This is a genomic window from Acidobacteriota bacterium (assembly GCA_039683095.1).
In the GTDB taxonomy this organism is placed as follows: Bacteria; Acidobacteriota; Aminicenantia; order Aminicenantales; family Saccharicenantaceae; genus RBG-16-66-30.
This window is the reverse complement of record JBDKSB010000001.1, coordinates 117,553-141,550: the sequence shown is the minus strand read 5'-3', so window position 1 is coordinate 141,550 and position 23,998 is coordinate 117,553. Positions and strand designations below refer to the sequence as shown.

Genomic DNA, 23,998 nt, shown 5'->3' with positions numbered 1-23,998 from the left:
CACTCTCTCGGTCCTGCCGCCCGGAGAACGTCCAGCGTTGACAACCCCGGCCATGCGGCCCTATGCTGGCCCCATGGCCCTGAAAACGTTCTTCTCCACCGCCAACCTTGACCGGCTTCAAGCGATCCACGACCGGATCAAGACCCTGGACGACCCGGTCTTGCTTGATGCCGTCGAGCGTCTCCATAGCGATTTCAAACAGAAGTACGCCGTTCACGGCGAACCTCACTGGAAGGATATCCCGATGACCGAACAGCCGGTCGTCTGGCCCGAATTAGGTCCCTACAGCGTGAGAGTCGGTCGTAGAAAGAAGAAGGCCAAGTAAGGGACCCCTTCAAGAAAACGCCGCAGAACGCAAGAGAAGCCGATTCCCGGCCAAGATTCCTCCCTATTGTCAATCCGGGCCCGTCGGGCGTAGAATCCTTGTAAATAGCGACGGGGAGGCCCCCATGACCCAGCCGAATGGTCTTGATAAGAACCTTCTCATCTGCGCGGACAACCTCTCTGCGCTGGACGATCTTGTGAAGAAGGGGATCAAGGCCGATCTGATCTACCTCGATCCGCCGTTCTTCAGCAATCGACATTACGAGGTTGTTTGGGGTGACGAAGCGGAGGTCCGCAGCTTCAAGGATCGATGGTCCGGGGGGATCATCGTCTATGTTGACTGGATGAAGGAACGAGTTGTCAAGATGCTCGATGTTCTGAAGGACACCGGTACGTTCTACCTTCACTGCGACTGGCACGCGGGTCATTACTTGAAAGTGATGCTCGACGAAGTTTTCGGGTACCATAACTTCAGGAACGAGATAGTCTGGTGTTACAGGGGGGCCGGTTACCCGAAGAAGGATTTCGGCAAGCGACACGATACGATCTATCGTTACTCGAAGACGGAGGATTATATTTTCAATCTTGATGATGTCAGGGAGGAGTACGCCGAAGCCACGAAGGAGCGATTCAAGCACTACATCGGCAACGTGAGAAAATCGGGGGACTTTGGACTCCAGAAGCTGAATCCGCTGGGAAAACAGCCGGACGATTGGTGGCAGATTCAACCGATCGCCCCCTCGGCGAACGAGCGGCTTGGATACCCCACCCAGAAACCCGAGACCCTTCTGGAGAAGATTATTAAAGCGTCTTCCAACAAGGGCGACATTGTGCTCGACCCGTTCTGCGGATGCGGAACCACAGTGGCCGTGGCCCAGCGTCTGGGGCGTCGGTGGGTGGGGATCGACATCTCCCCCACGGCGACCAAGCTAATTGAGAACCGGTTGGTGAAATTCTCCGGTGCCAAGAAGGACAGAGAATTCGAGGTAGTAGGAATGCCGACCACGCTCTCCGCTTTACGTGCGCTTGAACCCTTCGAATTCCAGAACTGGGTGATCAACGAGATGAAGGCCAAGCAGAGCAAGAAGCTTACATCGGACTTTGGCCTCGATGGGTACTACGACAAAACGATCTTCACCGACCCCGCTGGTATCCAAGTGAAGCAGTCGGAGCATATCGGCCGGAACGTGGTGGACAACTTCGAGACCGCATTGAAGCGGGCCAAGTACGCGAAAGGGTACATCGTAGCGTTCAGTTTCGGGAAGGGCGCGTGCGAGGAAGCGGCCCGAGCTAAGCACGAGGGTCTTGAGGTGAAGCTGGTTGAGGTGGACGACCTTCTCCACGGGAACTTCAAAGTGTGAAAACTGATGCTATCTGAGAATGCGTGGAAACTAATCAAGAGGACTGAGACTATTCTAGTTATCCTCTCTTCTCTCTTTATCCTTCTCGATGCTTTAACAAATATAATCGGTTTTGCAGTTCCCACTTTCAGATTCATTTGGAATCTGTTGATTCTAAAAGTTCCTATCGTTATCATTATCGCAATTGGCCTAGTTGTATTCTTCCTGATTAGGCTAGTTAGTCGGAAGCTATCCTTAGAAGAAGAATTTATTATTAGCTTTCTTGATGAAGGGGAGAGAGGTCTCAAACTTCTGATCAGAGCTTACAAGCAAGCGTTCCCTTCCGAATCCAGAACGATTTCAGAGTGTGTCGCTGGAGTTCGGGGCCTTGAACGAAAAAAGCTGATAAGGATCTCTATCTTCACAGGAGGAGCTAACTCTGTTCAGGACGAATTGTTCAAGTTGACAAAAAGGGGGCTCAAAGCATTCAAAAGACTCGGTGCTATCGTGAAAAAGCAGGGTAATGACATTTTTATTGGGCTATCTCAACAGAGCGTACCTAGAGCATCAACGTCTCGTCTTGAGCCTCACGAAGAAATCGTTTTTTTTCTAAGTCTGGTTGCGAGTGAAGCCAATAGGTCGTTGGCATTCAGATTCATCGAGCCCCAGTACCAGAGGCAGTTTCCGAGAAGGAGTCGGGTTGACTTTCAAGTACTCATCAATGTCCTAAAAACAAATAATCTAGTAGCTGAAGTTGAGGTAGGAGAATTTGGTGAAATCGGCTTTGAGATTCTAGAAGCCGGGCTAATATATCTCCAAAGATTCCGATAGGACCGCGAAAGAAGTTGAGGCGCCGGGGGGCCAGAGGCCCGAGAAGGCATGGCCCCGATGATCGAAGGGACGCCGGTTAGGGCGAAGGATCGCGCCTCATAGAGAGAGACGCCGGGAGACGCGAAAGATTCTCACGAGGGAGGTAGTGATGCCAGACGTAGAAGGAAAGATCACAGATGAGGAAAAAGGAACGATAAAGAAGTGGTTCGAAGACAAGTGGAAGGAGCCTGTCATCTGCCCTGTTTGCAGAGAAGGCACATGGATCATCGCTGACCATGTTGTGACGACACTTCGGTCTGGGCAAAATACTGCATTTGTGGGGGGCATAACCTACCCGCAAGTAATGCTGATATGTAAGAAGTGCGGCCTTACGCTCTACTTCAACGCCGTGATGATGGGCGTTGTGAAGCCAAAGGAAGAAGCCAATGGAAAGAAGTAAGGGCACCGCAGAAGCAACTCCCTTTAGGCTCCAGTTTGAGTCGGAAGGTGGGGCGCTTATCAAGGTCGGGCAGTCAAGGCGCACTGTGAAATGCTTCGGAGTCACCGAAGAAGAATTAGATCATCTGAGTCTTCTCAACACCCTATCCACGATCTTCTTTTCGCTCGCCTCCGGTTCCTTGTTCTTCTCCATCAGCTTGCTCCTCGAATTATTCAAACGAACAACCCAGGACCCTGCAACCCGCGAATTAGTGTTTACGGTATCACCCTTCACGGGTGTTGTTGGTCTGGCCTTTCTAGGCATCGCGATCTACACTCTCAAGAAACGCGGCTCGGCAGTAACCCGAATAAAAGAACAATCGGAAATCGTGCCCTAAGGTTGCTTTGAGTTATAATGCTAATGAAAGCGTGAAAGGAGAAAGCCGATGGGAAAACATCATCCTTCTGTGAAGCCTGGAGAGAAGGTCCCGGATTCTGGCATCTATAAGGGAACGAAGTCGGGACAAAAATCCACACTGGTCAGGAACGAACCTGCTCCTCCGACGCCGCAAAAAGGCGAGAAGTGGAAACAGGTCGTCGACACTAATCCACAGAACAAGAAGTAGCACTCGCCCGCGACTGCTCTCAACAAGGTGAGTGAGAGAGGTCGAAATGAAAAGAGAAAAGAACGATCGTTGTGTCCGTAAGTGTATAAACCCAAACACCCCCGAAGGGGTGGACGAAGGACGAGTCTTCGAAGTCCGAGTCATCCTGTTAACCTATAGGTAGTTCTCTCGCCCTCACCTCCGGCCTTTTTCCCCGAAGGGGAAAAGGCCGTAGAGGTTGAGGGTGATCCCATATCCCATCGAGTACCCGTATGACCTATGGGATCAGAGTTCGCGTGGGCGGCGAGAAGTTCTCGGGAACCAGTTCACAAGAATCAGGTCCGTGGGGATTTGGACGGGGGTAACAGGGGGAGTTCCCGCACGGGGCCGAGAAAGTAGGGGTAGTTGGCGGCGGGAGACATGGGAGACGAAAGAAGTTGGAGCGGGTTGGGGAGGTTTGGTGTGTGTCGTGAGGACGCTGGGAGACCCGGACGCCTCGACGCGCGCGCTCACTTCCCGCTGGTCTTTTTGTCCTTCTCGATCCGTCGCTGACACATCTCGAAGAGGCCGCCGTCGTAGTGAACGACCACCCCACCACCCCGCTGGTGGATCAAGATGCCTCCCCCATGCTTGAGCAAGTTCTTGGTGATCTCCAGTCCAGCGATCTCTTTGAGCAAGGTATCCAGTTCCACGAACCATTGTGCCTGCTCGGGCGTAGCTAACATCCGTCACCTCTCCCGCCGATAATAGGTCCAGCGGGAACCGAGAGTCAAGGCGCGATTATGTAGAATCCCGGCTTTTTCGACCTCTCCAAGAAATTATTTTGAGTTATTTTAAAATCGTGTAACTGGCTAAGACGAAAGCCGTAACATACTGATTCCAGTATGTTTGAACCACCACCAGGGGTTGACAGATTATGTTTTCCCTTTTATATTACATAGTGCCAAGGTGCTGATAATACAACACTTAGGTCGGGATTGCTAAGGAGAAACGGGATGCCCAAGTCCGGCGATTGGCGAGCAACTCCCCTTCCCCCTACCCGGTATCTCACCCAGGACGAGCTGGCCAAGTTCCTCAAGACCGCAGAAGCGGAGAGCCGGAAGTACGCGTTGATGTTCAACCTGATCAGCTATCTGGCCCTGAGGGTGGCCGAGTGTGCCGCGCTCCGTCTCGATGCGTTCTCCGATCCCCCTAACTTCGTGACCATCCAAGGCCTCAAGAACGGTCTTAAGCGGCCCTACCCATTCCCAGAGCCGTACCAGAAGATGCTGAAACACTGGCTTGCCGATAGGAAGAAACTACAAGGCGCGGACAAGAACCCCTATCTCTTCCCGCATCGAGACTTCCACGAAACAGGCCACATGATCCCCGAGGGTATTCAGTTCGCATTCTACGCGATCGCCAAGAAGGCCGGGCTGAAAGGTCATAGCGTCCACGATCTCCGCCACACGACGGCGCAGGAACTCGTGCGGAACAAGGAAGGGTTGGCCCAGGTGGCGTCATGGCTCCGGCACCGAGAGATCGACTCCAGCAAACGGTACGTGGACCACGCTGTGGACCTCGAGCTGGACCAACGGCAGGCGGAGCGCGCGTTGGAGAGGTTCAAGAAAGGGTAACGAAAATGATCAACAAATGCGCGTCACGCGCGTGTCGGCACTACATGGGCCTTTCGTCTCGACTGGGACTACCCGTTTGCGAACGATACCCAGCCGGGTGCCCGCACAGTCGGATCATGGGCCTCGAAAAGTGCAGTTTCTACGAAAAGGATTCCCCGGCCCCAGCGCCGGTGAAAGGAGACCCAAATGGACAAGCTTCAGAAGGTGCTCGCTGAACTCACGGCCCTGCTCAAGCGGTACGAGGCCCTCAAGGCCCAGGCCAAGAAGCTGGACGAGCAGATCGAGCAGAAGAAGCTCGAGCTTCAGAAGGCCTTGAGCAAGACCGAGTGACGTTTCGAGGAGGCCTAGGGAATGCCTGGGCCTACCTCCATGTTTGAGAGAGGGAGAAGGAAATGTTTTCGAAGGAAGTGAAGGACTTGTTAAGGGGCAGACCCACGAGTGACCGCACCTGGCGCTACCTCTTCACCATCGCCAAGGAGAGATTCGCGGGGGCAGAACTTGCCGTGGACCTGATGACCGAAGCCGAGGACGCAGTCCAAGGGTTCCTGTTTTATCTGCAGAAGACCTGGAGCCCGCGTCACCAGGCCTACATCGATGCCGCGACGGACGAGGAGCTTGCGGGAAGAGTCGTTGCTGTGTTTCACCTCTGGCTCAACGGCCGGATCGAGACACTCCGTGCCGAGCCCTGGATGAACGAGTTCAAAGAGGAACGCGCGAGGGTGGATGAAGAGGGCGAGGAGAAGGTCTCACGAACGAAGGTCATCAAGTTGGAGATAGGGATTTGCCTGGAGAAACAATCGGGTCTCCACACGGCGCGGGAGAGATTCGAGAAGTTCCTCCACGACCACGAGTCCGCCGCCGTGGAGTGGGCCAAACGTGAGGACACGGGACGTTGGTGGAAGATCTGGCGAACAATCGAGGCAATGGTCAGAGGGAACTACAGCCCGGAGGCCGTGTTTGAGGCCTTGCTCCGTGTGCTCACGATCGTCCAGCCGCCCAAGGCCCCCACGGAGCGAGATCTTGCACTGGCGCATTTCCGTGCGTTCCTGGCGCTGAACGATGAGTTCAGTCATGCGGAGCTTGCGGCGCTCGTCGGGGTTGAGGGTCAGACAGATTACCATTCGAAGCTCGAAAAGGCCTGGCCGGGGATGAAAGAGACCGCCGAGGGTGAGCTGGAGATTCGACGTCTGATCGAACAGGTCGATCCCGACACCCAGAGAGAGGCGCTTGAGAAACGATTCGAGAATCTTCTCAGGAAACGTGCTGGGGAACCCCAACTCACTCCAGAAGAGGTCGACCGTCGCCGGACTGACGTGATGGACCTCGAGGCCGAGAAAAAAGCCGATCCTGAAAACAAGGACATCTTTTAGGTGGTCCGAGACTATATCGGGTCATAAGGAGAAAATAGATGGAAGGATTCGAGACTAAATTCTGGAACAAGACACCTGTGAAACAATCAGTGTTTGATGATACGGGAAAGCTCGTCGCGGTGGTCGCACCGGGCGATATCATCTCCCTCGTTGCGCGGTCCGACAAGAACCTCTACGCCCCATACGCCGAGGTGATTTTCAACCGGGACGGCTCAGTGCACCTCTCTCAACGCCCAGGGTGGGTGGAGGCGTATTCGAAGGAGCCTTGGCGGGTTGAGCTTATCAATCTCGACGGCCGCGAGAAGGAGTTCATCCCCGTTGCTGGTCAGGTGATCTGCTTGCCGAGAAACATCTCCGTCATCAGGTTTCTCTCGAGTCAGGACCCGTTGGCCGAGTTCTCTCGCATCGAGATCAAGCTGGAGAGTGAGAGAGTCAAGCCTGATAGGATTCCCGGTTATTACGCCAGAGTTTCCCGTCCTGGGATTTCCAAAACCCCTCGGCCCACCGAGGACCTGGAGCGAATACAAAAAGAGAGGGCGGAGGCACAGCCCGCCGTAGAGCCTAAGAAGGACGAGAAGGAGCCTGAGCGGATCGGCGCAATCGGTCCGGCCCAGCCTGTTGACCCGAGCCTGGTCAGAGACCTCGGCCTCGGCGTAAGGAAGTAACGGAGTAACGATATGGCTACTTTAACCTATGAAATCACGCTCGTCGAAGGCGGCAACCTCCCCACGAGCCAGGAGAAGGCGAATCTCAAGGCCCTGTTCGAGAAGGTCGTGGGCCAGTTCAACGCGATCGAGGGCGGCGCGGACCTGCGCGTCACCGACGTCACCGAGACCACCGAAGAGTAACGAATATGAAGGGGTGTTGGGTATTGGGCTTCCCGGCGCTCCTTCCTTCATTTCCTTCACGCGGGGGGCCTGGAACGGGTTTGCCATTTCCTGCTCCGGGCCCCCTGCCCTTCCTGGTAAAGGGCGCGTTGTCATGCGGCGCGTCCTGCCGCCCTGGGGGGAGCGGAGTGACGCCCGGACTCCCCCCGGGCTCCGGCGAATTGAGAGGCTAACATGAAACTCACTGAATTTCTTGATACCGAATCACAACTGAATGAGTCCTCGGACGGTGCGCTCCGCATGGAGGTCCCGTTTTTAGAGGCAGACAAGCAGACCGCGAATCATCGGCTCTATCCGCTATCGGTCCTCTCAGCGGCGGTCGAAGGTCTCAAGAAACGTCTCTCGAAAGCGACCGGCTACGGTTCCACCTCACACAAGGATCGGCTCGAGGTGCCTGATGTCTCCCACATCATCGAGGATGTGAAGATGAAGGGCAAGACCGCCGTAGCGACCTTGAAAATCCTCCCGACCGAGAAGGGCCATGACCTCCAGGTCATCCTCAAGAATGGCGGTCGAATCGGGGTATCGGCCCGTGGCCGCGGCGAGGTTCGTGTTGCCGAGGGCCAGGAGATTGTCAACCAGGGGTACTCGATGGAGGGCCTGGACTTCGTGCTGTCCCCCGCGTCGGGCATGTATGCGGGAATGGAGATGGTCTGCGAGTCCGCCCCTATAGAAGACAGAAAGGAAACTGCGATGAAACTTACTGAAGAAGAACTCGATCGAAAATACGCGGAGGCGCTTTTCGCGGGCACAAAACTCTCCCGAGAAGACATCCGAGAGATGAACGAGGACCATGAGAGCATGGAACTGCTGACGAAGGCCCGCGATGAGTATGGCAAGGCACTCGCGGCGGGGTGCAAGCTGACTTTTGAGGAGTACTTGGACTTCCTGGAGAAGGAGGCCGCCAAGTGAACGAGACACTAGCAATCCCTAACGAAGTAAGTCCCGCCGAGGACCTCTCCTGCGAGTTTGTCAATAAGCGCGCCGAGCCGGTCCAGGTGCTGGAGTTTGGCGGGAGGGTCCTCCTTGAAGTCCTTCCAGGCCAGACATTCCTGGTCGAAATGTATGACCGGAGCGTCTATTATGCTCCGTTTTCAAGAATCACGTTCCTCCCCAAGGACCGGGTAGAAGTTGAGTGGAACAAAGCCTGGCGCGCACCGGACCACTGGCGGGGTCTCTTCCTGCTGGAGTGCGCTAACAACTCGCCCGAGCCCATCCAAGTCTTCTACCCGCACGGCCCACACGGCGAGGCGGTCTCCGTTTATAAAGGCGTCCCGCGCCTTGTGCCCCTCTTCCTCGATTCCCCCTACATCCGTCTTCGCAGGATCGAGTGGCGAGAAGTAACTGAGCAGGCTCCCGCCGAGGACCACGACTACCTTGTTACCAAAACCGAGGTCAAGCTCCTCCGCACTGAACGCACCGCGAGTGAGATGCAGGAGGTCGAGGCCGCGTTGAAGAAGCGCGCCAAGGAGCAGGTCGAGCGCCGACATAGTCACCCGGCTGTGAGGTGGTAACATGGACGACTGCAAGAACTGCTACTCGTGCCAAGCGGATATATCGCCGCGCATAACCGCTGACGATATCCGTGCCAACGGCGGGAAAATCAAACCCGAATGGGCCAACGATGAGACGCGCGAGCGTTGCTCCTCCTGCTTTGTTTGCCAGCAGTGCGTGTCGGTTCAGCAGAATGAATGCAGAATCTGTGTGAGCTGTGAACAGTGCAATGTGAAACAGGCCTAACATGGCCTCTTGTAGCACCTGTCAAAGTTGCAATTCCTGTCAGAACTGCGACGCGCTGAACTGCGCCGATTGTCAAATCTGCGTTAATTGTCAGATCGAAGTCGGCCCGAATCTCTGCCCGGTCTGCGAACTATGTAACACCTGTCAGGGCTGTATAACTGGCCAATGTCCGGCGTGCGAGGCCTGCAACCAGTGCATGATCTGCAACACGAACCAGTGCGGTGCGGTGATGGGGTGCAATCGCGTCTACGCCTGCGGAACCTGCGACATCTGCCAACAGGCTAATTGTGGGTCATGCGTGACCTGTATGGGGTGCCAGCTGTCGTGCCAGACCTGTCAGTCCTGTTATGCCTGTGAGGGAGGGTACTGCGGCTCAGGTCAAGGCCCGGCTTGCGCGGTCTGCTACTCTTGCGAATCCTGCGATACGTGCCAAGGTGAGGAATGCTCAATACTTCAGCAATGACGCTCACCGAGAAAGTCCGCCTCATCAAGGCCTCTCTGGCAGAGGGCGGCAAGGGCTCCGGCAACTTCGGCCACAAGGGCCGACCTGGGAAGCAAGGAGGGAGCAAGGCCGGGACTGGTGGAGTTGGGAAAGGAAAGAAAGTGGAAACGGGCACAATCAATACAGATGACCTAACCTCCGAACTCCACCGCCTGTACCGCGGCTGGGGTTCCGAGCAGGGCGAGACGATGATCTTCCTCAAGGACGATGGAACGTTCGTGTCCATCTCCTCCGGGGAGGCGAATCAGGTTTCGCTCACAGGACAAGAACTGTTCGACACCCTCCGCGCTAAGAAATTCTACCTGTCCGGCCTCAAAGCGATCATCCACAATCACGCCGGGAAAGAGCAGGCATCCGGCTCCGATCAGAAAGCGCTCGCCAGTCTCCGGAAAATGGGATTTCGCGGCGATTATCAAGTCTTCGACACCGAGCACGATCGGCTTACGACCGTGGCCGACAAGAACGAAGTCCTCCTCCAGACCCTCAAGGACCTTCGAGAAGAAGCCTTGCGTTCTGCCCCCTCACTTGACGGTCCTGTTCCTGAAGACCTGATCCGCCGACTCCGTATGCTTCAAGCCCGAATGTAGCCATGCCCGCCCAATGCACGTTCATCCATCCAGACGGACGCCAATGCGGGTCATGGTGCGTCGCCGATTCCGACTTCTGTTATTTCCATTCTCGGAAGATCCCCGCGCGGCCCCGTGACATCATCGAGGCCATGATGGACGATAGGTTCTTCGGAACCGCGTTCACGCCTAACGATACCTGGGCCGCCTGGACTATCCTACTCAAGGGCCTGTACGGTCTCCCTCTGGACGAGGACGAGCTGTCCTTGTTTCAGCACTTCACAGGACGCGAGACGGCTCGGTCCGAGGGGTATCATTCTGCCCTCTGTGTCTCCGGGCGGCGAAGCGGAAAATCGAGAATTTCCGGTCTCATCACCGCCTACGAGGCGTTGTGGGGCGGCCATGAAAAAGAACTCGCCCCCGGCGAACGAGGATGGGCCTTTTGCATCTCGAATGACCGTCAGCAGAGTCAGATTGTGCTGGGGTATGTGCGAAGCTTACTCTCTCTTTTTCCGGACATGATTGAGCGCGAGACGGCGGATGAGATTTTTCTCTGTAACGGGACTGCCGTAGGGGTGAAGACATGTTCTTTCAAGGGCGTTCGAGGCTTCAGTACAATCGCAGTCGTCGCGGACGAAATCGCGTTCTGGCGGGATGAGAATTCGGCGAATCCTGCTGAAGAGGTAATCACAGCCATTCTGCCCTCGATGAAGCCCAACGCGCGGCTCATCGCGATCAGCACCGTGTACAAGAAATCAGGCTACCTTTATCAAACGTACAAGAACGCCTTTGCCAAGGATTCGGACGAGCTTGTGTTTCATGCTATCACCACAGAAATGAACCCTACCTTCTCTCAGGCCACGATTGACCGACTCATTTTGAGAGACCCATTGCGATATAGGTCTGAGTTCTATTCGGAATTCAGAGATGATATATCCGATTTTTTGAACGAGGACCTGGTTCGTGGGGCCGCAACGCGAAGTTTATCATTACCCGATCCAAAACTCAGGTATGTCGCTCATATAGACCCCAGTGGTGGGCGGAATGATTCTTTCGCCCTGGCGATCTGCCATCGGGAAGGAGAGAAAGTCCTACTCGACCGGATAGAAGAACGGAGACCCCCGTTTGACCCTTCGAAGATCGCCGAGGAGTTTGCGGGTATCCTGAAAAGTTATGGGTGTCATTGTGTCTCCAGCGATAGATACGCTGGAGAATGGGTTGCCGAGGCCTTCAGAAAACAAGGAATTCGTGTTGATGTCTCGGACCTCTCTGCTTCGGACTTGTATCTTGAGGGTCAGGCTCTCTTTACGATGGCTCGATGCGAGATTATCAACGACGAGCGTCTGATCGTCCAGCTGTTGAGCTTGGAACGCAGAACCGGTCGCTCTGGAAAGGACATAGTCCTGCATCCTGACAATTCGCACGACGACCTCTGCAACGCCGTCGTTGGGGCGCTCGTGTTTGCGGCGAGAGGGACCGTTTGGGACGAGAAGGAAATGAACGCGCACCTTCCCGCTAAACAGCATATGAGTCCTCTCGGACGAGCGCTCGATGCACGCGAGGACCTTGAGAAGGAGATGCACGACTTTCTCTCACCGGGGCCTGGCGGTCTAAGCAGGATTATCAGGAGGTAACTTATGAGCACGGCGCGATCTCAAAGTGGCCTATACAGAGCCCTTCACGCGAAGATGATCGCGCCGCATACAGGCGCGGGCAGGCCCGTTTCCCAGAGAAAAGGAGTGAATCTATGCGAATCTACGTTGGAAGCCTGAATTTCGACGCAACAGAGGCCGATGTCCGGGCCTTGTTTGAACAATACGGGAAGGTGGAGCAGGTCGAGATCGTCCGGGCCGAAGGGATCGGGTCGCGGTCTCGGGGCTTCTCGTTCATAACGATGCCGGATCATCATGAGGCCATGAAAGCTATCGAGTCGTTGGATACTACACTCTTCATGGACCGGGTCCTCCACGTCAGCCGCGCTCTTCCACGCCGTGAGAGACCGAATAACGAACGGCGGCAGATGCCGCACTGGGGGAGATGATGGAAAAGTTCCGATGGTCTGATCATGAAAGTCTCGATGACCTGCTGGCCCAGGTGGTGATGCAGTATGTCGAGGCGATCGAGGTCCATACAGAGTGCTTCGAAGTGGAGGGCCCAGACGGCGTGCTCTGGCGTTGCGTCGCCTATGACGATGAGGCCCCGATCGCGCCCGGCTTTAAGCAGAGGTTCCTCGACGGGCTGTATAAGGTCTTCCCTTGCGAAGTCTGGGCTCCATAAGGAAATCTCTTGACATTATTCGTGAGCTGGTTTATATTTAGAACCGAGGCCGCTATATGGGCGAAAAGGCGATCTGCTACATCCGGGTCAGCACGAAGGCCCAAGATGCGTTCTCCCCTATCACCCAGCTTAACAAGTGCCTCGAATACGCCCGCGAACATGGGCTTGATATCGGAGATAGGATAGTCGAGGAGACGGATTCTGCTTGGAAAGCGGGCAAGAGACCGAAGTACAAAGCGATGATCAAGCAGATCAAAGCCGAGAAGATTCAGCACCTGATATTCTTTATCCCTTCTCGGATCGCCCGTAATCTCGATGACTGGCTTCCGTTGCGCGACACCGGGGTTCGGCATCACAACGCCGTAACCAAGGAGGCCTTCAGCCCACTATCCCAAGAACCTGAGGATCGAAAGAGGACTCGTGCGTTCGAACGAGAGCTAGTCAAGGCGACTGAGGATTCGGACGATAATTCCAGCCAAGTGACCGAGGCCTGGCAGACACAAGGAGCCCTGGGTCGGTACCCACACAAGAAGCCGATCGGTTACCTCTCTGTGCCGAAGCTAGTCGATGGGAAGTGGGTCAAGGTCCCCGTGCAGGACCCGGACCGGGCCCCGATTATCAAGCGGCTGTTCGAATACGTCATCGCCACCGGCGAGAGGAATAAGACCGAGCTAATGCGGAAGGCCCGCGATATGGGGCTCCGGTCCGATACTGGTCGGGCGCTCAACTCCGACCAAATTAATGACTACCTCCGGCATCCCTACTACTACGGGGTCATTCCCATCAAGGGGGTCAAGTACTCCAACCGAGGGAACTACGAACCCCTCATCTCCAAGGCCCAATGGGACCAGGTCCAGGATATTCTCGGCGGCAAGCGGCTCATCAAGCGCGGGAAGGACTTCCGGTATAAAGGCCTCCTCACTTGCCATCTATGCACGAACGGCTTCGGTGGCGACGAGCAGATCAAGGACTTGAAGTCCGGCGATAAAAAGGTCCACCACTACTACCATTGTAGTACGCCCGGCTGTCCTAACTATCGAAAGCCCTATCTCAAGGGGCGTGAGATCGACGAAGCGTTCAGCGCGGCCATCGAGGCCCTGGACGTGGACGAGAAGGTCTACCTAGAGGTTAAAGATCAGCTCGAAGACGGGATCAAACTGCTCGCCCAGATGAACCGCGACAAGATCACGACCCTGAGCGCAAGGTTGACCGAGCTAAAGGCGAAGGAGAAGTTCCTTACCGACAACATGGCGAAGGCCTCCCTGCGCGTCCAAGAATCCTTCATGAGGCAGTTGGAGGAGGCCGCTACCGAGCGTTCCGAGATCGAGAGCCATCTGGAGTCCGTCAAGACGGGCAATCTCGCCGGGGACGTCCAGGACATGAGGGAAATTCTAGAATTTTCTAAGGCGTTGAAAAATATATACTTACACGCATCACCGGAAAAACGGCAGAAACTGAATTCCCTCCTGTTTAGAACCGTCGAGGTCTACCGCGAACCCACCCTGCTCCCGCTGACGGAAACGGACGAATACTTGACCTACGACAAGTTCCAATTCCATTGGAATCAACCTTTTCTGGACCTAGCCAAGAGAGGGTTCATCAAGGCGATGAAGGCGGTCCCCGAGGGTGATTCCGGCTCGGAAAAACCCGGAAAAACGCCTGAAATTAAAGTTGGCGCGCCTGGAGGGACTCGAACCCCCGACCCGCTGCTTAGAAGGCAGCTGCTCTATCCACCTGAGCTACAGGCGCGTCGAGGCGGCGTGAGGAAGACATCGGGGAGAGCGGATTTGAACCGCCGACCTCCTGCTCCCAAGGCAGGCGCGCTAGCCAGGCTGCGCCACTCCCCGTTCCATTCAGTCGATGTATCTTAACCGACGCGGTGACTGGGTGTCAATTTGGCCGCCTGCGAAGACCTGGTCCCTTCTTTCCTGGTTTCGTCTTTCCTGGCCCCGGCTTTCCTACGTCTGGCCTTTTCTTCCGAGCCCCTTGTCGATGGCCGACTTCTCGACCCGGACGACGATCGGGCGGCCGTGGGGGCACAGGGCCGGCTGGGATGTCTTGAAAAGCTCCTCGACGAGGTAGGCCATCTTTTCGCTGTTCAGGGGCTCGCCGGCCTTGACGGCCGACTTGCAGGCCATGGTCGCGAGCATCCGCTCGCGCCGGTCCTCCGCCCCCTTCGCTCCGGCCTCCTCGAGCAGGCTCAGGAAGACGGCCTGGGCTTCTTCCTCTTTGAAAACGTCGGGATATTCCTTGAGCGCGTAGGAGCGGCCGCCCATGGCTTCGACCCGAAAACCCAGTTCCTCGAGCGCCGCCGCGTTCTCCTCCAGGCTGGACGCCGCCGGCGGCGCGAGCTCGATCAGGGCCGGGATGAGGGGAGTCTTGCGGGGCCAGAGCTTGCGCCGGTCGATCTCCCTGAACCTTTCGAACAGGACGCGCTCGTGGGCGTTGTGCTGGTCGACGACGAGGAGACCGTCCGCCGCCGCCGCGACGATGTACATGTTCGCGAACTGGCCGAGGACCGCGGGGCGGCTCGTCGGGGCAGCTGACGCCGAAAGCGGGGGCGCGTACCTCCGGCACATGTCCCAGGTCCCGCCGCCAATGCCGTCCGACCGGGCGGCCGCGGGTCCCGCCGCATGCTCGTCCGGGCCGCCCGGGCCGAAATCCAGCCCCGGGGCCTGGTAATCCGCGCCGCCCTCTCCTACCCGTGGCCCGGCCGCCGTCTTTCCCGGGCCCGGCGCGACCTCCTTGATCGTGTGGCCGCGGGCGGCCCCTTCGCCGACCGCCCGGAGCACCAGCCTGAAGACGACCTGGGTGTCCCTGAACCGGACCTCGGCCTTGGCCGGATGGACGTTGACGTCCACATCGGCATACGGCAGCCGCAGGAACAGGAAGGCCTCCGGAGACCGGCCCCGCTCGAGGATGCCGGTGTAGGCCTGGCTCAGGGCGGCGAGCAGGATGCGGTCCTTGACCGGCCGGCCGTTGACGAAAAAGTATTGCACCGACTTGTCGCCGCGGCCGCCCAGGGGCAGCGAAGCCAAGCCATCGACCCGGGCCTCCCCGTCCTCGGCCGCGACATCCATGAGCCCGTCGACCAGCTTCTTGCCGAAAAGCTGGAAGACCCGCTCCCGGAGCGTGGCCACGGGCGGGCAGGAGATCGTCTCCCGCGTCCCGTGGACAAGGGTGAAGCGGGTCCCCGGCGCGCCCAGCGCGGCCTGGGTCACATATTTAGCCACGGGGCCGAGCTCGGACGTCCCGCTGCGCAGGAATTTGCGCCGGGCCGGGAGGTTGAAGAACAGGTCGCGGACCTCGACCGTCGAGCCCCGGGGAAAGGCGATGTCCGTGACGGCGACCAGGCGTTCGCCCTCCCGCTCGATCATCGTGCCCCGGTCGCCGGTCCCGTCGAAGGTCCGGAGCGTCAGCCGGGAGACGGCCGCGATGCTGGCCAGGGCCTCGCCCCGGAAGCCGAGCGTCGCGATCCGCTCGAGGTCCTCTTCCCTGGCGATCTTGCTGGTCGAGTGCCGGCGGAAGCACAGGGCCGCGTCCTCGCGGTCCATGCCCGCGCCGTCGTCCCGGACCCTGATCAGGGTCTTGCCCCCGTCGACGAGGTCGATGCGGACGTCCGTCGCGCCGGCGTCCAGGGCGTTCTCGACCAGCTCCTTGACCACGGAGACCGGCCGCTCGATGACCTCGCCCGCGGCGATCTTCCGGGCCACGTCGTCCGGCAGGAGATGGATCTTCTTCATGCCACGACCTCGCCTTCGGTCCGGAGCGGCAGGACGCGGCGGACCGCCACCCGGACCAGCTCCCGCCGCGGGGCGGCGCAGGCCGGGACGAACACCTTGATGAAGTTGCCGGTCAGGACCTCCGCCCCGGCGCCGCCGGCCGGGCGGTCGATGACCACGGCCTCGAGCTCCCGGCCGACGAAGCGCCGCCGGAAGCGATAGTCCTTCATGGCCGCGACCCGCCGCAGGGCCCTGGCCCGCCCGGCGGCCAGGCCCGCCGGAACTTGGGGCCGGGCGGCCGCCGGCGTCCCCGGCCGGGGCGAGTACGGGAAGACATGGGCGTAGGTCAGCGCCGAGCGCTCGAGGAGCGCCCTCGTCGCCTCGAAATCGGACTCCGTCTCCCCGGGAAAGCCGGCCATGAGGTCGGCCCCGATCGCCGCGTCGGGGGCGAGCCGGCCCAGCCGCTCCAGGATGGCCTCGGCGCGTCCGGGCTCGACGGGCCGGCCCATCAGCCGGAGCGTGCCGGCCGAGGCATGCTGGAGGGACAGATGGACGTGGGGACAGATCGCGGCGTCAGAGACGATGCAGCCGATCAGGGCGTCGTCCATCCGCCGCGGATCGAGCGAGGTCAGCCGCAGCCGGGCCGGGCCGGTCCGGCCCCGCAGGCCCGCCAGGAGCCCGGCGAGCGACGTTCGCGGCTCGAGCTCCTCGCCGTAGGAGGAAAGATGGATGCCGGCCAGGACGATCTCCCGGAAGCCGCGCCGGGCCAGGTCCGCGACCGAGGCCGCAACCGTGTCCCCCGGGACGCTCCGGCTCGGGCCGCGGACGCCGGGGACGATGCAGTAGGCGCAGCGGTTGTCGCAGCCGTCTTGGACCCTCAGAAAGGCCCTGGCCCTGAAGGCGTCGTCCGGCGCGCGCTCTTCCGTCCGCGCCCCCGGCCCCCCGAGCTCCAGGACCCTTTCGACCAGATCTGGTTCGGCCCGCCGCGGCAATACGGCGGCCACCCCCGGCAGCGCGGCCAGATCGGCCGGGGCTCGCTCGGCATAGCACCCGGCGACGACGATCCGGGACGCCGGATTCTCGCGGGCGACCGCGCGGATGAACTTCTTGACGTCCCGGTCGGCCCGCGCCGTCAGCGTGCAGGAATTGACGACGACGACGTCGCCACGGGCCCAATCCCGTTCGAGGCGCAGGCCGCTCCGGCCGAGAGCGTCCGCCCAGGCGAACGCGTCGGCCTGGTTGGCGCGGCAACCGAAATTCCGGATCGCAAACGAGACCATCGCCGCCGGCTAGAGCTTCTCCTTGAGCTGGAGGGAAGCGGCTTCGACCTTGTCGGCCATCTTGGCCCTGTAAGCCGCGAGCTTCGTCCGCAGCCCGTCGTCGTGGAGGGCCAGGATCTCGATCGCCAGGAGGGCGGCGTTGGTGCCGCCGTGCTTGCCCAGGGCCATCGTGGCCACGGGCACGCCCTTGGGCATCTGGACGGTCGACAGAAGCGCGTCGAACCCGGCCAGGGCCGGGCTCTCGACGGGGACGCCGATCACGGGCCTGACCGTGTGGGCGGCGACCACGCCGGCCAGGTGGGCCGCCTTGCCGGCCGCGGCGACGAAGATCTCGACGCCGGCGGCTTCGGCCGACCGGACCAGGCGGACCGTCCGCTCGGGCGAGCGGTGGGCCGAGGTCACCTCGAGGCCGAACGACACGCCGAAGTCCTTGAGGACGGCGAGGGCCTCCTCGATCGTCCCCGCGTCGGACTCGCTGCCGAGAAAGATCATGACCTTCATGTCCGCTCCTCCTTGACGGCGCCGATGTCCCGGCGGTAGTACATGGCTTCGAAATAGATCCGGCGGCAGGCGTCGTAGATCCGGCCCATGGCCCCGCCCAGGGTCTCGTCCGAAGCGCAGACGTTCAGGACCCGGCCGCCTGTCGTCACGCAGCGGCCGTTCTCGTACTTCGTCCCGGCCTGAAAGACCGTCACGCCGGGAACCGCCTCGGCCTCGGCCAGGCCGGAGATGATCTTGCCTTTCTCGTAGTGGAGGGGATAGCCGCCCGAGGCCACGACGACGCAGCCCGCGGGCCGGGGCGACCAGCGGACCTCGGTCCGCAGGAGGTCCTCGTCGACGGCCGCCTCCAGCAGGTCGACCAGGTCGCTTTCGAGCCGGACCATCTGGGGCTGGGTCTCGGGGTCGCCGAAGCGGCCGTTGAACTCGAGCACCTTCGGCCCCTCGGCGGTGATCATCAGCCCGGCGTACAGGACGCCCTTGAACTTCCGCCCCTCCTCGAGCAGGCGGGTGACGGCCGGCATGATCACGGTGGACATGATCTCGTCGAAGAGCTTCTCGGTCATGAGCGGCGAGGGCGAGATGGCCCCCATGCCGCCGGTGTTCGGGCCCTTGTCGCCGTCGTAGGCGGCCTTGTGGTCCATGGCCGTCACCAGGGGCTGGACCCGCAGGCCGTCGGTTATGACGATGAACGAGACCTCGCGGCCGCGGAGGAATTCCTCGATGACGATGCGGCGGCCGGCCGTGCCGAACTTCTTCCGGACCAGCATCTCGCCGGCCGTCTCCTCGGCCTTCTGCTGCGTGGCGCAGACGACGACCCCCTTGCCCGCCGCGAGGCCGTCGGCCTTGAGGACGACGGGAAAGCCGAACTCGCCCGAGGCCAGGATCTTGCGGGCCTGCTCGAAATCGTCGGTGACCCGGAACCGGCCGGTCGGGATGCGGTGGCGGCCCATGAACTCCTTGGCGAAGACCTTGCTGCCCTCGATCTCGGCCGCCTTCTTCGACGGGCCGAAGACGCGCAGGCCCCGCCTCTCGAACTCGTCGGCCAGGCCCAGGGCCAGCGGGATCTCGGGGCCGACCACGGTCAGGCCGATCTTCTCCCGCCCGGCGAAATCGGCCAGCCCGGCGATGTCGGTCTCGGCCAGCGGCACGTTCTCGGCCACGAGCCGCGTCCCGCCGTTGCCCGGGGCGCAGTAGATCTTTTCGACCCGCGGGCTCTTCGCGATCCGCCAGGCCAGGGCATGCTCGCGGCCGCCGGACCCGACGATCAGGATCTTCACGTTCAGGCCCCCGTGACCCGGCGCAGGTTCTCGACGAACGCGGCCGCGTAGCCGGGATCGGGGATCGAGGCGGCCAGGATCCGGGCCGCCAGGGGCAGGGCCTCGGCCGGCGGGAGGGTGAAGCCCATCTTCAGGAAGTTCTTCCGGTACTTGGCCACCTCCGGGCCGGCGGTCTTTCCGCGGATGATGATATCGGCCATCAGGCCGGCGAGCGCGTCGAAGTCCTTCTCGACCATGCCGAACCGGGTCATCTCCTGGACGCCCAGGCGGATGCCGCTCGATTCGAGGAAGGTGGCGTCGTCGGGCAAGGCCTGGTAGTTGGTCAGGACGTTGTTGGTCTCCAGGCGCCGGGCGATGGCCATGCCCGGCCCGAAGGCCTTGACCCGGATGATGACCTGGTGGGTCTCGGTGTAGCCGTCGGCCGGGTCGCCCTCGACCGGGATGCCGTGGGCGTGCAGGGCCCTGGCCAGGGCCTTGGCGTTGGCCCGGACCTGGGCCTGGAAGGGCGCCTTGAAGGCGTTCATCTCGTGGGCGGCCATCAGCAGGCCGAGCAGAGTCCCCAGATGGTGGTTGCTGGTCGATCCAGGGAAGGCCCGGCCCTTGATCTCGGTCCAGAGCGGCCGGAACGTCGAGCCCTTGACGATGTTGCCGGCGACGACGCCGCGCTGCGTCCCGAAGAAGGTCTTGTGCGTGCTGCCGGTGACGAGGTCGGCGCCTTCCTCGAAGGGAGCCTGGAAAGCGCCGTAGAGGCCCAGGACGTGGGCCATGTCGAACATCAGGACGGGGCGGTCCTTCCAGTCCCTGACGATGTCGGCCGCGAACTTGACCGGCTCGCGGTAGAGGAACATGCTCTTGCCGAAGACGATGAGCTCGGGCCTGTGCGCCTCGAGGAGGCGGCCGAGGGCCTCGGGGTCGGGCTTGTAGGGATTGTCCTTGCGGACGGGCAGGTTGACGATCCGCTCCTTGCCCGTCGCCGGGTCTTCCTCGACGTAATTGAACAGCGCCCCCATCGGCTGGGCGCTGAGGTGCCCGCCGTAGATGAGCTCGTTGTTGAAGACCAGCCGGATGCGCCGCGAGAGCTGGCCCGCGGCCCGGCCGCGGTTGATGAACTTGACCAGGCCCTTGAAGACGCACTCGTTGGCCATCTGGCCGCTGATCGGCCGGAGCTCGATGTCGGTGCAGCCGAAAAAGGCCGCCATCTCGCGCTGGCACTCGATCTCGATGTCGCGGATGAAGTCCGTGCCCTGGTAGAAATAAACCTCCTCGCCCTTCATCGTCCGGTGCTCGGCGTAGCGGCCGGCCGGGTCGGCGATCTCGAACATCTTGACCAGGAGCGAGGGCGTGGCCTCGGAAGGGATGAGGTTGAAGCAGTCCTGCTGGCGCCAGGCGCTGTTCCGCTCGGTCCGGGCGGCCAGGTCCTGGGCTTTTTCGGCGAAAGTCGGCATGTCACCTGTCCTTATTTGAAATTTGCGGTCTCTAGGTCGCTGATCATCTGGACCCGCCGGGCGTGCCGGCCGGCCTCGAAGGGCGTTTCGAGCCAGATCCGCACCAGGCGGGTGGCCAGCTCAAGGGTCTGGGTGCGGCCGCCCAGGGCCAGGCAGTTCGAGTCGTTATGGGAGCGGCTGACCTCGGCGGCGTATTCGATGCCGCACGGGGTGGCCCGCAGGCCCTTGAACTTGTTAGCCACGATGGCCATGCCGAGCCCGGTGCCGCAGACGAGGATGGCCCGGTCGCATCGGCCGGAAACGACGGCCCGGGCGGCCTTCGACCCGTACTCGACGTAATCCACTTTTTCGCCCGGGCCGCAGCCGAAGTCGACGAAGTCGACGCCCCGGGCCTTCAGGTACTCGGCGATGCCGGCCTTGAGCTCGTAGCCGGCGTGGTCGGACGCGAGGGCGATGGTCATACCGGTCTCCTTTCTCGTCCCCTTCGGCGCCCGGCGGCGCGGCCGCCGGCGCCGGTCATTCCCGGTCGAGGAGCCGGGTCGCTTCGGGCATGACCTCGATGGCCTTGAGGACGACAGGATCGCTCTCCCGCGAGATCTTGACCCCGGCGTCGACGCCCCAGATGGCCCCGGTGACCTCGCGCTCGATCTCCCGCCGGATCTCCGGCTCGGCCTCGCGGAACGCCGCCGCGTCGTATTGCGCCTTGCGGGAGGCGAGGTACTTGCGGAAATCGGCCACGACCTCGTCGGTGACGACGAAGGCTTGGCCGACCCGGATCTTGCCGGCCGAGACGGGCTCGCCTGCCCGGGCTTCCTGCGGCAGCATCAGCTTCCGGCCGAGGTCGGTCTGGTGCTGAACGAGCTTCCGGGCGTAGGCGAAGAACATCCCGCTCAGGCGCAGCCGGCCCGTGACCGGCTTGAGCAGGGAATCGACGGCGTAGTCGGGGGTGATGCCGCCCTGCCCGAGGACCTTGCGGCCGTGCTCGGTGTAGCGGATCTCGCGGCTGGCCTCGGGGGCGCGCTTGCTCATCAGGTATTCGTCGAGATGGCTGTAATCGCGCTGGATGGACCGCCCGCTCGGGGTCAGGTACTTGGCCACGGTCAGGGCCACGGCCATGTTCGGGGCCAGCGGGAAGAGCTGCTGGACCAGGCCCTTGCCCCAGGAGTCCTCGCCTACGATGAGGCCCCGATCGTGGTCCATGACCGCACCGCTGACGATCTCGGAGGCGCTGGCCGTGCCCTGGTCGATGAGGATGACCAGGGGCAGCTTCTCGTACTGGCCGTCGGCGTAGGCCCGGAACTCCTTGTCGAAGTAGGGATTGCGGCCCTTCATGGACACGATCAGCTCGCCCCGGGGAAGGAACAGGTCCGAGATCTCGACCGAGGCGGCCAGGCCCCCGCCGGTGTCCAGGCGCAGGTCGAGGACGAGGCTCTTCATCCCCTGGGCCGTGAGCTTCTGCAGGGCCTCCTCGAGCTCCCGCGGCGTCTCCTCGCCGAAGTTCCTGATGTAGACGTAGCCGATGCCCCCGTCGAGGAGGAAGGCGTAGGGGACGCTCAGGAGCGGGATCTCCTCTCGGACGATGGTCAGCTCGAGCGGCTTGTCGACTCCGTCGCGGACGACGGTGATGTCGACCTTGGTGCCCTTCTCGCCGCGGAGCTTCTGCATGGCGTCATAGCTCGAGATCGGCACCGTGGACTCGCCGTTGATGCGCGAGATGACGTCGCCGGGCAGCAGGCCCAGGCGCCAGGCCGGCCCGCCCTCGATCGGGGCGATGACGACGATGCTGTCGCCCTGCTTCTGGATCTGCAGGCCGACGCCGAAATACTTGCCAGAATAGTCCTCGCGCATTCGGGAGAAGCTCGAGGGGTCGAGGAAGTAGGAGTGGGGATCGAGCGTGTCCAGCGTCCCCTTGATCGAGGCCACGGCCAGGGCCTCCTCGTTGAGCGGCTGGTAATAATTCTGCTCGAGGAGGCCGGCCACGGCCCGGGCCTTGCTCCCGGCGGCGGCCCAGAGATCCTCGTCGTGCGAGGGCGTCGAAAGCAGGACGAGCCCCGCCACGATCAGGGGGACAAGGCCTTTTTTCATAGACTTCACGTCCCGCTAATTTTACCATCCGCCGCGGCCGGTGTAAAGCCGCGCGGGCCCGGCTTTGGCGGCCTCCCCGCGCCGTGCTATAATAGCGCCGCGAGACGAACATGTTCGGCAGCCTTGGAACGGAGGAACTCCTCCTCATCTTTGTCATCGCCTTGCTCGTTTTCGGCCCGAGGAAGCTCCCCGAGATCGGCCGCTCGGTCGGCAAGGCCATGCGCGAGTTCAAGAAGACCTCGGAGGAGATCAAGGGCCGCATCAACGACGAGATCGAGGCCTCGGAGATCAACGACATCCGCAAGGACATCCAGTCCGGGGTCGATGACCTGCGGTCCGGGGTGCGCTCGTTCGCGGACGATCTGACCGCCGTCCCGGACGAGAGCCCCAAGGACAAGGGCGGAGAAACCAAGAAGGGCAGCGAGGATCATGGGACTGGGGAAGGGCAAAAAATCTCCTGACGAGATGACCTTCCTCGAGCATCTGGAGGACCTCCGGAAGCGGCTCTTCTACGCCATCCTGGCCCTGATCCTCGGGTTCGTCCCGGGCTGGATCTTCGCCAAGGACATCTTCAAGATCCTGGCCCGGCCGGTGACCCGGTATCTGCCCGAAGGCGCCAAGCTCGCCTACACGGGCCTGACCGCGCCGTTCATGCTCTACATGAAGGTCGGCTTCCTGGCCTCCCTCTTCATCATGTCGCCGTTCATTTTCCTCCAGATCTGGTACTTCGTCGCGCCGGGGCTCTACCAGAAAGAGAAGAAGTACGTCATCCCCTTCGTGTTCATGACGACCGTCTTCTTCCTGCTCGGCGCGGCCTTCGGCTACTTCATCGTCTTCCCCTGGGCCTGCCGCTTCTTCATTCAGCTCGGCTCGGACTTCCAGCCGGTCATCAAGGCCGACGACTATCTGGGCTTCGCTCTCAAGGTCCTCCTCGGCATCGCCGCCGTCTTCGAGCTGCCGACGATCATCTACTTCCTGGCCAAGATGGGCCTGGTCACGGCCCGCTGGATGGTCCGCAACTTCAAGTACGCCGTCCTGGCCGCCTTCGTCCTCGCCGCCGTGATCACGCCCACGCCGGACGCCATCACCCAGAGCATCGTGGCCGTCCCGATGATCCTCCTGTACGGCCTCGGCATCCTGATCGCCCTGGTGGTGGGCCGCCGCCGTGACAAGGCCCGCCGGAAGGAGACGGAGCAGGCCGGCTGAGGGACGC

Annotated in this window: 27 protein-coding genes and 2 tRNA genes; 19 read left to right on the top strand and 10 right to left on the bottom strand. The window is 60.9% G+C overall.

What is annotated here, in order from left to right; genetic code table 11:
* Positions 1–73: 73 nt before the first annotated feature.
* The 6 genes from ABFD52_00695 to ABFD52_00670 all read left to right on the top strand — a co-directional run bounded on the left by ABFD52_00695 (position 74) and on the right by ABFD52_00670 (position 3,538).
* On the top strand, positions 74–325 hold the full coding sequence (locus ABFD52_00695) for a hypothetical protein (protein ID MEN6559277.1): 252 nt from the start codon (positions 74–76) through the stop codon (positions 323–325).
* A 124-nt stretch (positions 326–449) separates the two neighbouring features.
* Positions 450–1,685 carry a site-specific DNA-methyltransferase gene (locus ABFD52_00690; GenBank protein ID MEN6559276.1) on the top strand — a complete coding sequence of 412 codons (1,236 nt, stop codon included), beginning with the start codon at positions 450–452 and terminating at the stop codon, positions 1,683–1,685.
* Between the two features lie 6 nt (positions 1,686–1,691).
* Positions 1,692–2,495, top strand: coding sequence for a hypothetical protein (locus ABFD52_00685; protein MEN6559275.1), 804 nt, complete (start codon positions 1,692–1,694; stop codon positions 2,493–2,495).
* A gap of 148 nt (positions 2,496–2,643) precedes the next feature.
* Positions 2,644–2,934, top strand: a complete 291-nt coding sequence (locus ABFD52_00680) for a hypothetical protein (protein ID MEN6559274.1) — start codon at positions 2,644–2,646, stop codon at positions 2,932–2,934.
* Entirely contained in the window at positions 2,921–3,310 is a 390-nt protein-coding gene (locus ABFD52_00675) for a hypothetical protein (GenBank protein MEN6559273.1), read from the top strand. The genes ABFD52_00680 and ABFD52_00675 overlap by 14 nt, the downstream gene beginning before the upstream one ends.
* 48 nt (positions 3,311–3,358) lie before the next feature.
* The gene (locus ABFD52_00670; protein MEN6559272.1) at positions 3,359–3,538 is read left to right on the top strand and encodes a hypothetical protein; all 180 of its coding nucleotides are present in this window, start codon (positions 3,359–3,361) and stop codon (positions 3,536–3,538) included.
* 488 nt (positions 3,539–4,026) lie between these two features.
* Here the strand turns inward: ABFD52_00670 and ABFD52_00665 are convergent, their stop codons facing one another.
* On the bottom strand, positions 4,027–4,242 hold the full coding sequence (locus tag ABFD52_00665) for a hypothetical protein (GenBank protein ID MEN6559271.1): 216 nt from the start codon (positions 4,240–4,242) through the stop codon (positions 4,027–4,029).
* Positions 4,243–4,512: 270 nt separating this feature from the next.
* On the opposite strand from ABFD52_00665, the gene ABFD52_00660 reads away from it, so the two are divergent.
* The 11 genes from ABFD52_00660 to ABFD52_00610 all read left to right on the top strand — a co-directional run bounded on the left by ABFD52_00660 (position 4,513) and on the right by ABFD52_00610 (position 12,475).
* Positions 4,513–5,133, top strand: a complete 621-nt coding sequence (locus ABFD52_00660; GenBank protein MEN6559270.1) for a site-specific integrase — start codon at positions 4,513–4,515, stop codon at positions 5,131–5,133.
* Between the two features lie 186 nt (positions 5,134–5,319).
* Positions 5,320–5,463 carry a hypothetical protein gene (locus tag ABFD52_00655; GenBank protein MEN6559269.1) on the top strand — a complete coding sequence of 48 codons (144 nt, stop codon included), beginning with the start codon at positions 5,320–5,322 and terminating at the stop codon, positions 5,461–5,463.
* A gap of 62 nt (positions 5,464–5,525) precedes the next feature.
* A complete protein-coding gene (locus tag ABFD52_00650; protein ID MEN6559268.1) occupies positions 5,526–6,503 on the top strand; it encodes a hypothetical protein in 978 nt (325 codons plus the stop codon).
* 38 nt (positions 6,504–6,541) lie between these two features.
* Entirely contained in the window at positions 6,542–7,168 is a 627-nt protein-coding gene (locus ABFD52_00645; GenBank protein ID MEN6559267.1) for a hypothetical protein, read from the top strand.
* Between the two features lie 12 nt (positions 7,169–7,180).
* The gene (locus ABFD52_00640) at positions 7,181–7,351 is read left to right on the top strand and encodes a hypothetical protein (protein ID MEN6559266.1); all 171 of its coding nucleotides are present in this window, start codon (positions 7,181–7,183) and stop codon (positions 7,349–7,351) included.
* A gap of 213 nt (positions 7,352–7,564) precedes the next feature.
* Positions 7,565–8,302 carry a hypothetical protein gene (locus ABFD52_00635; protein MEN6559265.1) on the top strand — a complete coding sequence of 246 codons (738 nt, stop codon included), beginning with the start codon at positions 7,565–7,567 and terminating at the stop codon, positions 8,300–8,302.
* Positions 8,299–8,904 (top strand): hypothetical protein, encoded by a 606-nt coding sequence (locus ABFD52_00630; GenBank protein ID MEN6559264.1) that lies wholly within the window; start codon positions 8,299–8,301, stop codon positions 8,902–8,904. Before ABFD52_00635 ends, ABFD52_00630 begins: the two co-directional genes overlap by 4 nt.
* 667 nt (positions 8,905–9,571) lie before the next feature.
* Entirely contained in the window at positions 9,572–10,219 is a 648-nt protein-coding gene (locus tag ABFD52_00625) for a hypothetical protein (GenBank protein MEN6559263.1), read from the top strand.
* 134 nt (positions 10,220–10,353) lie between these two features.
* Positions 10,354–11,832, top strand: a complete 1,479-nt coding sequence (locus tag ABFD52_00620) for a hypothetical protein (protein MEN6559262.1) — start codon at positions 10,354–10,356, stop codon at positions 11,830–11,832.
* A gap of 113 nt (positions 11,833–11,945) precedes the next feature.
* Entirely contained in the window at positions 11,946–12,239 is a 294-nt protein-coding gene (locus ABFD52_00615) for an RNA-binding protein (GenBank protein ID MEN6559261.1), read from the top strand.
* Positions 12,239–12,475 carry a hypothetical protein gene (locus ABFD52_00610; GenBank protein ID MEN6559260.1) on the top strand — a complete coding sequence of 79 codons (237 nt, stop codon included), beginning with the start codon at positions 12,239–12,241 and terminating at the stop codon, positions 12,473–12,475. Before ABFD52_00615 ends, ABFD52_00610 begins: the two co-directional genes overlap by 1 nt.
* A 1,672-nt stretch (positions 12,476–14,147) precedes the next feature.
* On the opposite strand, the gene ABFD52_00605 is transcribed toward ABFD52_00610, so the two are convergent.
* The 9 genes from ABFD52_00605 to ABFD52_00565 form a co-directional block, all read right to left on the bottom strand.
* Positions 14,148–14,224, bottom strand: a tRNA-Arg gene (locus tag ABFD52_00605).
* A gap of 23 nt (positions 14,225–14,247) precedes the next feature.
* Positions 14,248–14,322: transfer RNA gene (locus ABFD52_00600), tRNA-Pro, on the bottom strand.
* A 111-nt stretch (positions 14,323–14,433) separates the two neighbouring features.
* The gene (gene mutL, locus ABFD52_00595; protein ID MEN6559259.1) at positions 14,434–16,218 is read right to left on the bottom strand and encodes a DNA mismatch repair endonuclease MutL; all 1,785 of its coding nucleotides are present in this window, start codon (positions 16,216–16,218) and stop codon (positions 14,434–14,436) included.
* Positions 16,215–17,477 carry a MiaB/RimO family radical SAM methylthiotransferase gene (locus ABFD52_00590; GenBank protein MEN6559258.1) on the bottom strand — a complete coding sequence of 421 codons (1,263 nt, stop codon included), beginning with the start codon at positions 17,475–17,477 and terminating at the stop codon, positions 16,215–16,217. Before ABFD52_00590 ends, mutL begins: the two co-directional genes overlap by 4 nt.
* Before the next feature lie 9 nt (positions 17,478–17,486).
* Positions 17,487–17,978 (bottom strand): 5-(carboxyamino)imidazole ribonucleotide mutase, encoded by a 492-nt coding sequence (purE, locus tag ABFD52_00585; GenBank protein MEN6559257.1) that lies wholly within the window; start codon positions 17,976–17,978, stop codon positions 17,487–17,489.
* A complete protein-coding gene (gene purD / locus ABFD52_00580; protein ID MEN6559256.1) occupies positions 17,975–19,255 on the bottom strand; it encodes a phosphoribosylamine--glycine ligase in 1,281 nt (426 codons plus the stop codon). The genes purE and purD overlap by 4 nt, the downstream gene beginning before the upstream one ends.
* A 2-nt stretch (positions 19,256–19,257) precedes the next feature.
* On the bottom strand, positions 19,258–20,700 hold the full coding sequence (locus ABFD52_00575) for a hypothetical protein (GenBank protein MEN6559255.1): 1,443 nt from the start codon (positions 20,698–20,700) through the stop codon (positions 19,258–19,260).
* An 11-nt stretch (positions 20,701–20,711) separates the two neighbouring features.
* Entirely contained in the window at positions 20,712–21,161 is a 450-nt protein-coding gene (gene rpiB, locus ABFD52_00570; protein ID MEN6559254.1) for a ribose 5-phosphate isomerase B, read from the bottom strand.
* Between the two features lie 55 nt (positions 21,162–21,216).
* On the bottom strand, positions 21,217–22,785 hold the full coding sequence (locus ABFD52_00565; protein MEN6559253.1) for a S41 family peptidase: 1,569 nt from the start codon (positions 22,783–22,785) through the stop codon (positions 21,217–21,219).
* A 110-nt stretch (positions 22,786–22,895) separates the two neighbouring features.
* On the opposite strand from ABFD52_00565, the gene tatB reads away from it, so the two are divergent.
* Positions 22,896–23,246, top strand: coding sequence for a Sec-independent protein translocase protein TatB (tatB, locus tag ABFD52_00560; protein MEN6559252.1), 351 nt, complete (start codon positions 22,896–22,898; stop codon positions 23,244–23,246).
* A complete protein-coding gene (gene tatC / locus ABFD52_00555) occupies positions 23,215–23,991 on the top strand; it encodes a twin-arginine translocase subunit TatC (protein ID MEN6559251.1) in 777 nt (258 codons plus the stop codon). The genes tatB and tatC overlap by 32 nt, the downstream gene beginning before the upstream one ends.
* Positions 23,992–23,998: the final 7 nt, after the last annotated feature.

Bases quoted from the DNA above. Each gene is read 5' to 3' on its own strand.
- ABFD52_00620 (MEN6559262.1), top strand. From the start codon at position 10,354: ATGGACGATAGGTTCTTCGGAACCGCGTTCACGCCTAACGATACCTGG.
- ABFD52_00590 (MEN6559258.1), bottom strand. From the start codon at position 17,477: ATGGTCTCGTTTGCGATCCGGAATTTCGGTTGCCGCGCCAACCAGGCC.
- ABFD52_00575 (MEN6559255.1), bottom strand. From the start codon at position 20,700: ATGCCGACTTTCGCCGAAAAAGCCCAGGACCTGGCCGCCCGGACCGAG.
- mutL (MEN6559259.1), bottom strand. From the start codon at position 16,218: ATGAAGAAGATCCATCTCCTGCCGGACGACGTGGCCCGGAAGATCGCC.
- ABFD52_00695 (MEN6559277.1), top strand. From the start codon at position 74: ATGGCCCTGAAAACGTTCTTCTCCACCGCCAACCTTGACCGGCTTCAA.
- ABFD52_00665 (MEN6559271.1), bottom strand. From the start codon at position 4,242: ATGTTAGCTACGCCCGAGCAGGCACAATGGTTCGTGGAACTGGATACC.
- ABFD52_00625 (MEN6559263.1), top strand. From the start codon at position 9,572: ATGCTCAATACTTCAGCAATGACGCTCACCGAGAAAGTCCGCCTCATC.
- ABFD52_00690 (MEN6559276.1), top strand. From the start codon at position 450: ATGACCCAGCCGAATGGTCTTGATAAGAACCTTCTCATCTGCGCGGAC.
- ABFD52_00670 (MEN6559272.1), top strand. From the start codon at position 3,359: ATGGGAAAACATCATCCTTCTGTGAAGCCTGGAGAGAAGGTCCCGGAT.
- ABFD52_00650 (MEN6559268.1), top strand. From the start codon at position 5,526: ATGTTTTCGAAGGAAGTGAAGGACTTGTTAAGGGGCAGACCCACGAGT.
- ABFD52_00610 (MEN6559260.1), top strand. From the start codon at position 12,239: ATGGAAAAGTTCCGATGGTCTGATCATGAAAGTCTCGATGACCTGCTG.
- ABFD52_00635 (MEN6559265.1), top strand. From the start codon at position 7,565: ATGAAACTCACTGAATTTCTTGATACCGAATCACAACTGAATGAGTCC.
- ABFD52_00645 (MEN6559267.1), top strand. From the start codon at position 6,542: ATGGAAGGATTCGAGACTAAATTCTGGAACAAGACACCTGTGAAACAA.
- ABFD52_00565 (MEN6559253.1), bottom strand. From the start codon at position 22,785: ATGAAAAAAGGCCTTGTCCCCCTGATCGTGGCGGGGCTCGTCCTGCTT.
- tatB (MEN6559252.1), top strand. From the start codon at position 22,896: ATGTTCGGCAGCCTTGGAACGGAGGAACTCCTCCTCATCTTTGTCATC.
- purE (MEN6559257.1), bottom strand. From the start codon at position 17,978: ATGAAGGTCATGATCTTTCTCGGCAGCGAGTCCGACGCGGGGACGATC.
- ABFD52_00675 (MEN6559273.1), top strand. From the start codon at position 2,921: ATGGAAAGAAGTAAGGGCACCGCAGAAGCAACTCCCTTTAGGCTCCAG.
- tatC (MEN6559251.1), top strand. From the start codon at position 23,215: ATGGGACTGGGGAAGGGCAAAAAATCTCCTGACGAGATGACCTTCCTC.
- rpiB (MEN6559254.1), bottom strand. From the start codon at position 21,161: ATGACCATCGCCCTCGCGTCCGACCACGCCGGCTACGAGCTCAAGGCC.
- ABFD52_00640 (MEN6559266.1), top strand. From the start codon at position 7,181: ATGGCTACTTTAACCTATGAAATCACGCTCGTCGAAGGCGGCAACCTC.
- ABFD52_00660 (MEN6559270.1), top strand. From the start codon at position 4,513: ATGCCCAAGTCCGGCGATTGGCGAGCAACTCCCCTTCCCCCTACCCGG.
- ABFD52_00615 (MEN6559261.1), top strand. From the start codon at position 11,946: ATGCGAATCTACGTTGGAAGCCTGAATTTCGACGCAACAGAGGCCGAT.
- ABFD52_00685 (MEN6559275.1), top strand. From the start codon at position 1,692: ATGCTATCTGAGAATGCGTGGAAACTAATCAAGAGGACTGAGACTATT.
- ABFD52_00655 (MEN6559269.1), top strand. From the start codon at position 5,320: ATGGACAAGCTTCAGAAGGTGCTCGCTGAACTCACGGCCCTGCTCAAG.
- ABFD52_00680 (MEN6559274.1), top strand. From the start codon at position 2,644: ATGCCAGACGTAGAAGGAAAGATCACAGATGAGGAAAAAGGAACGATA.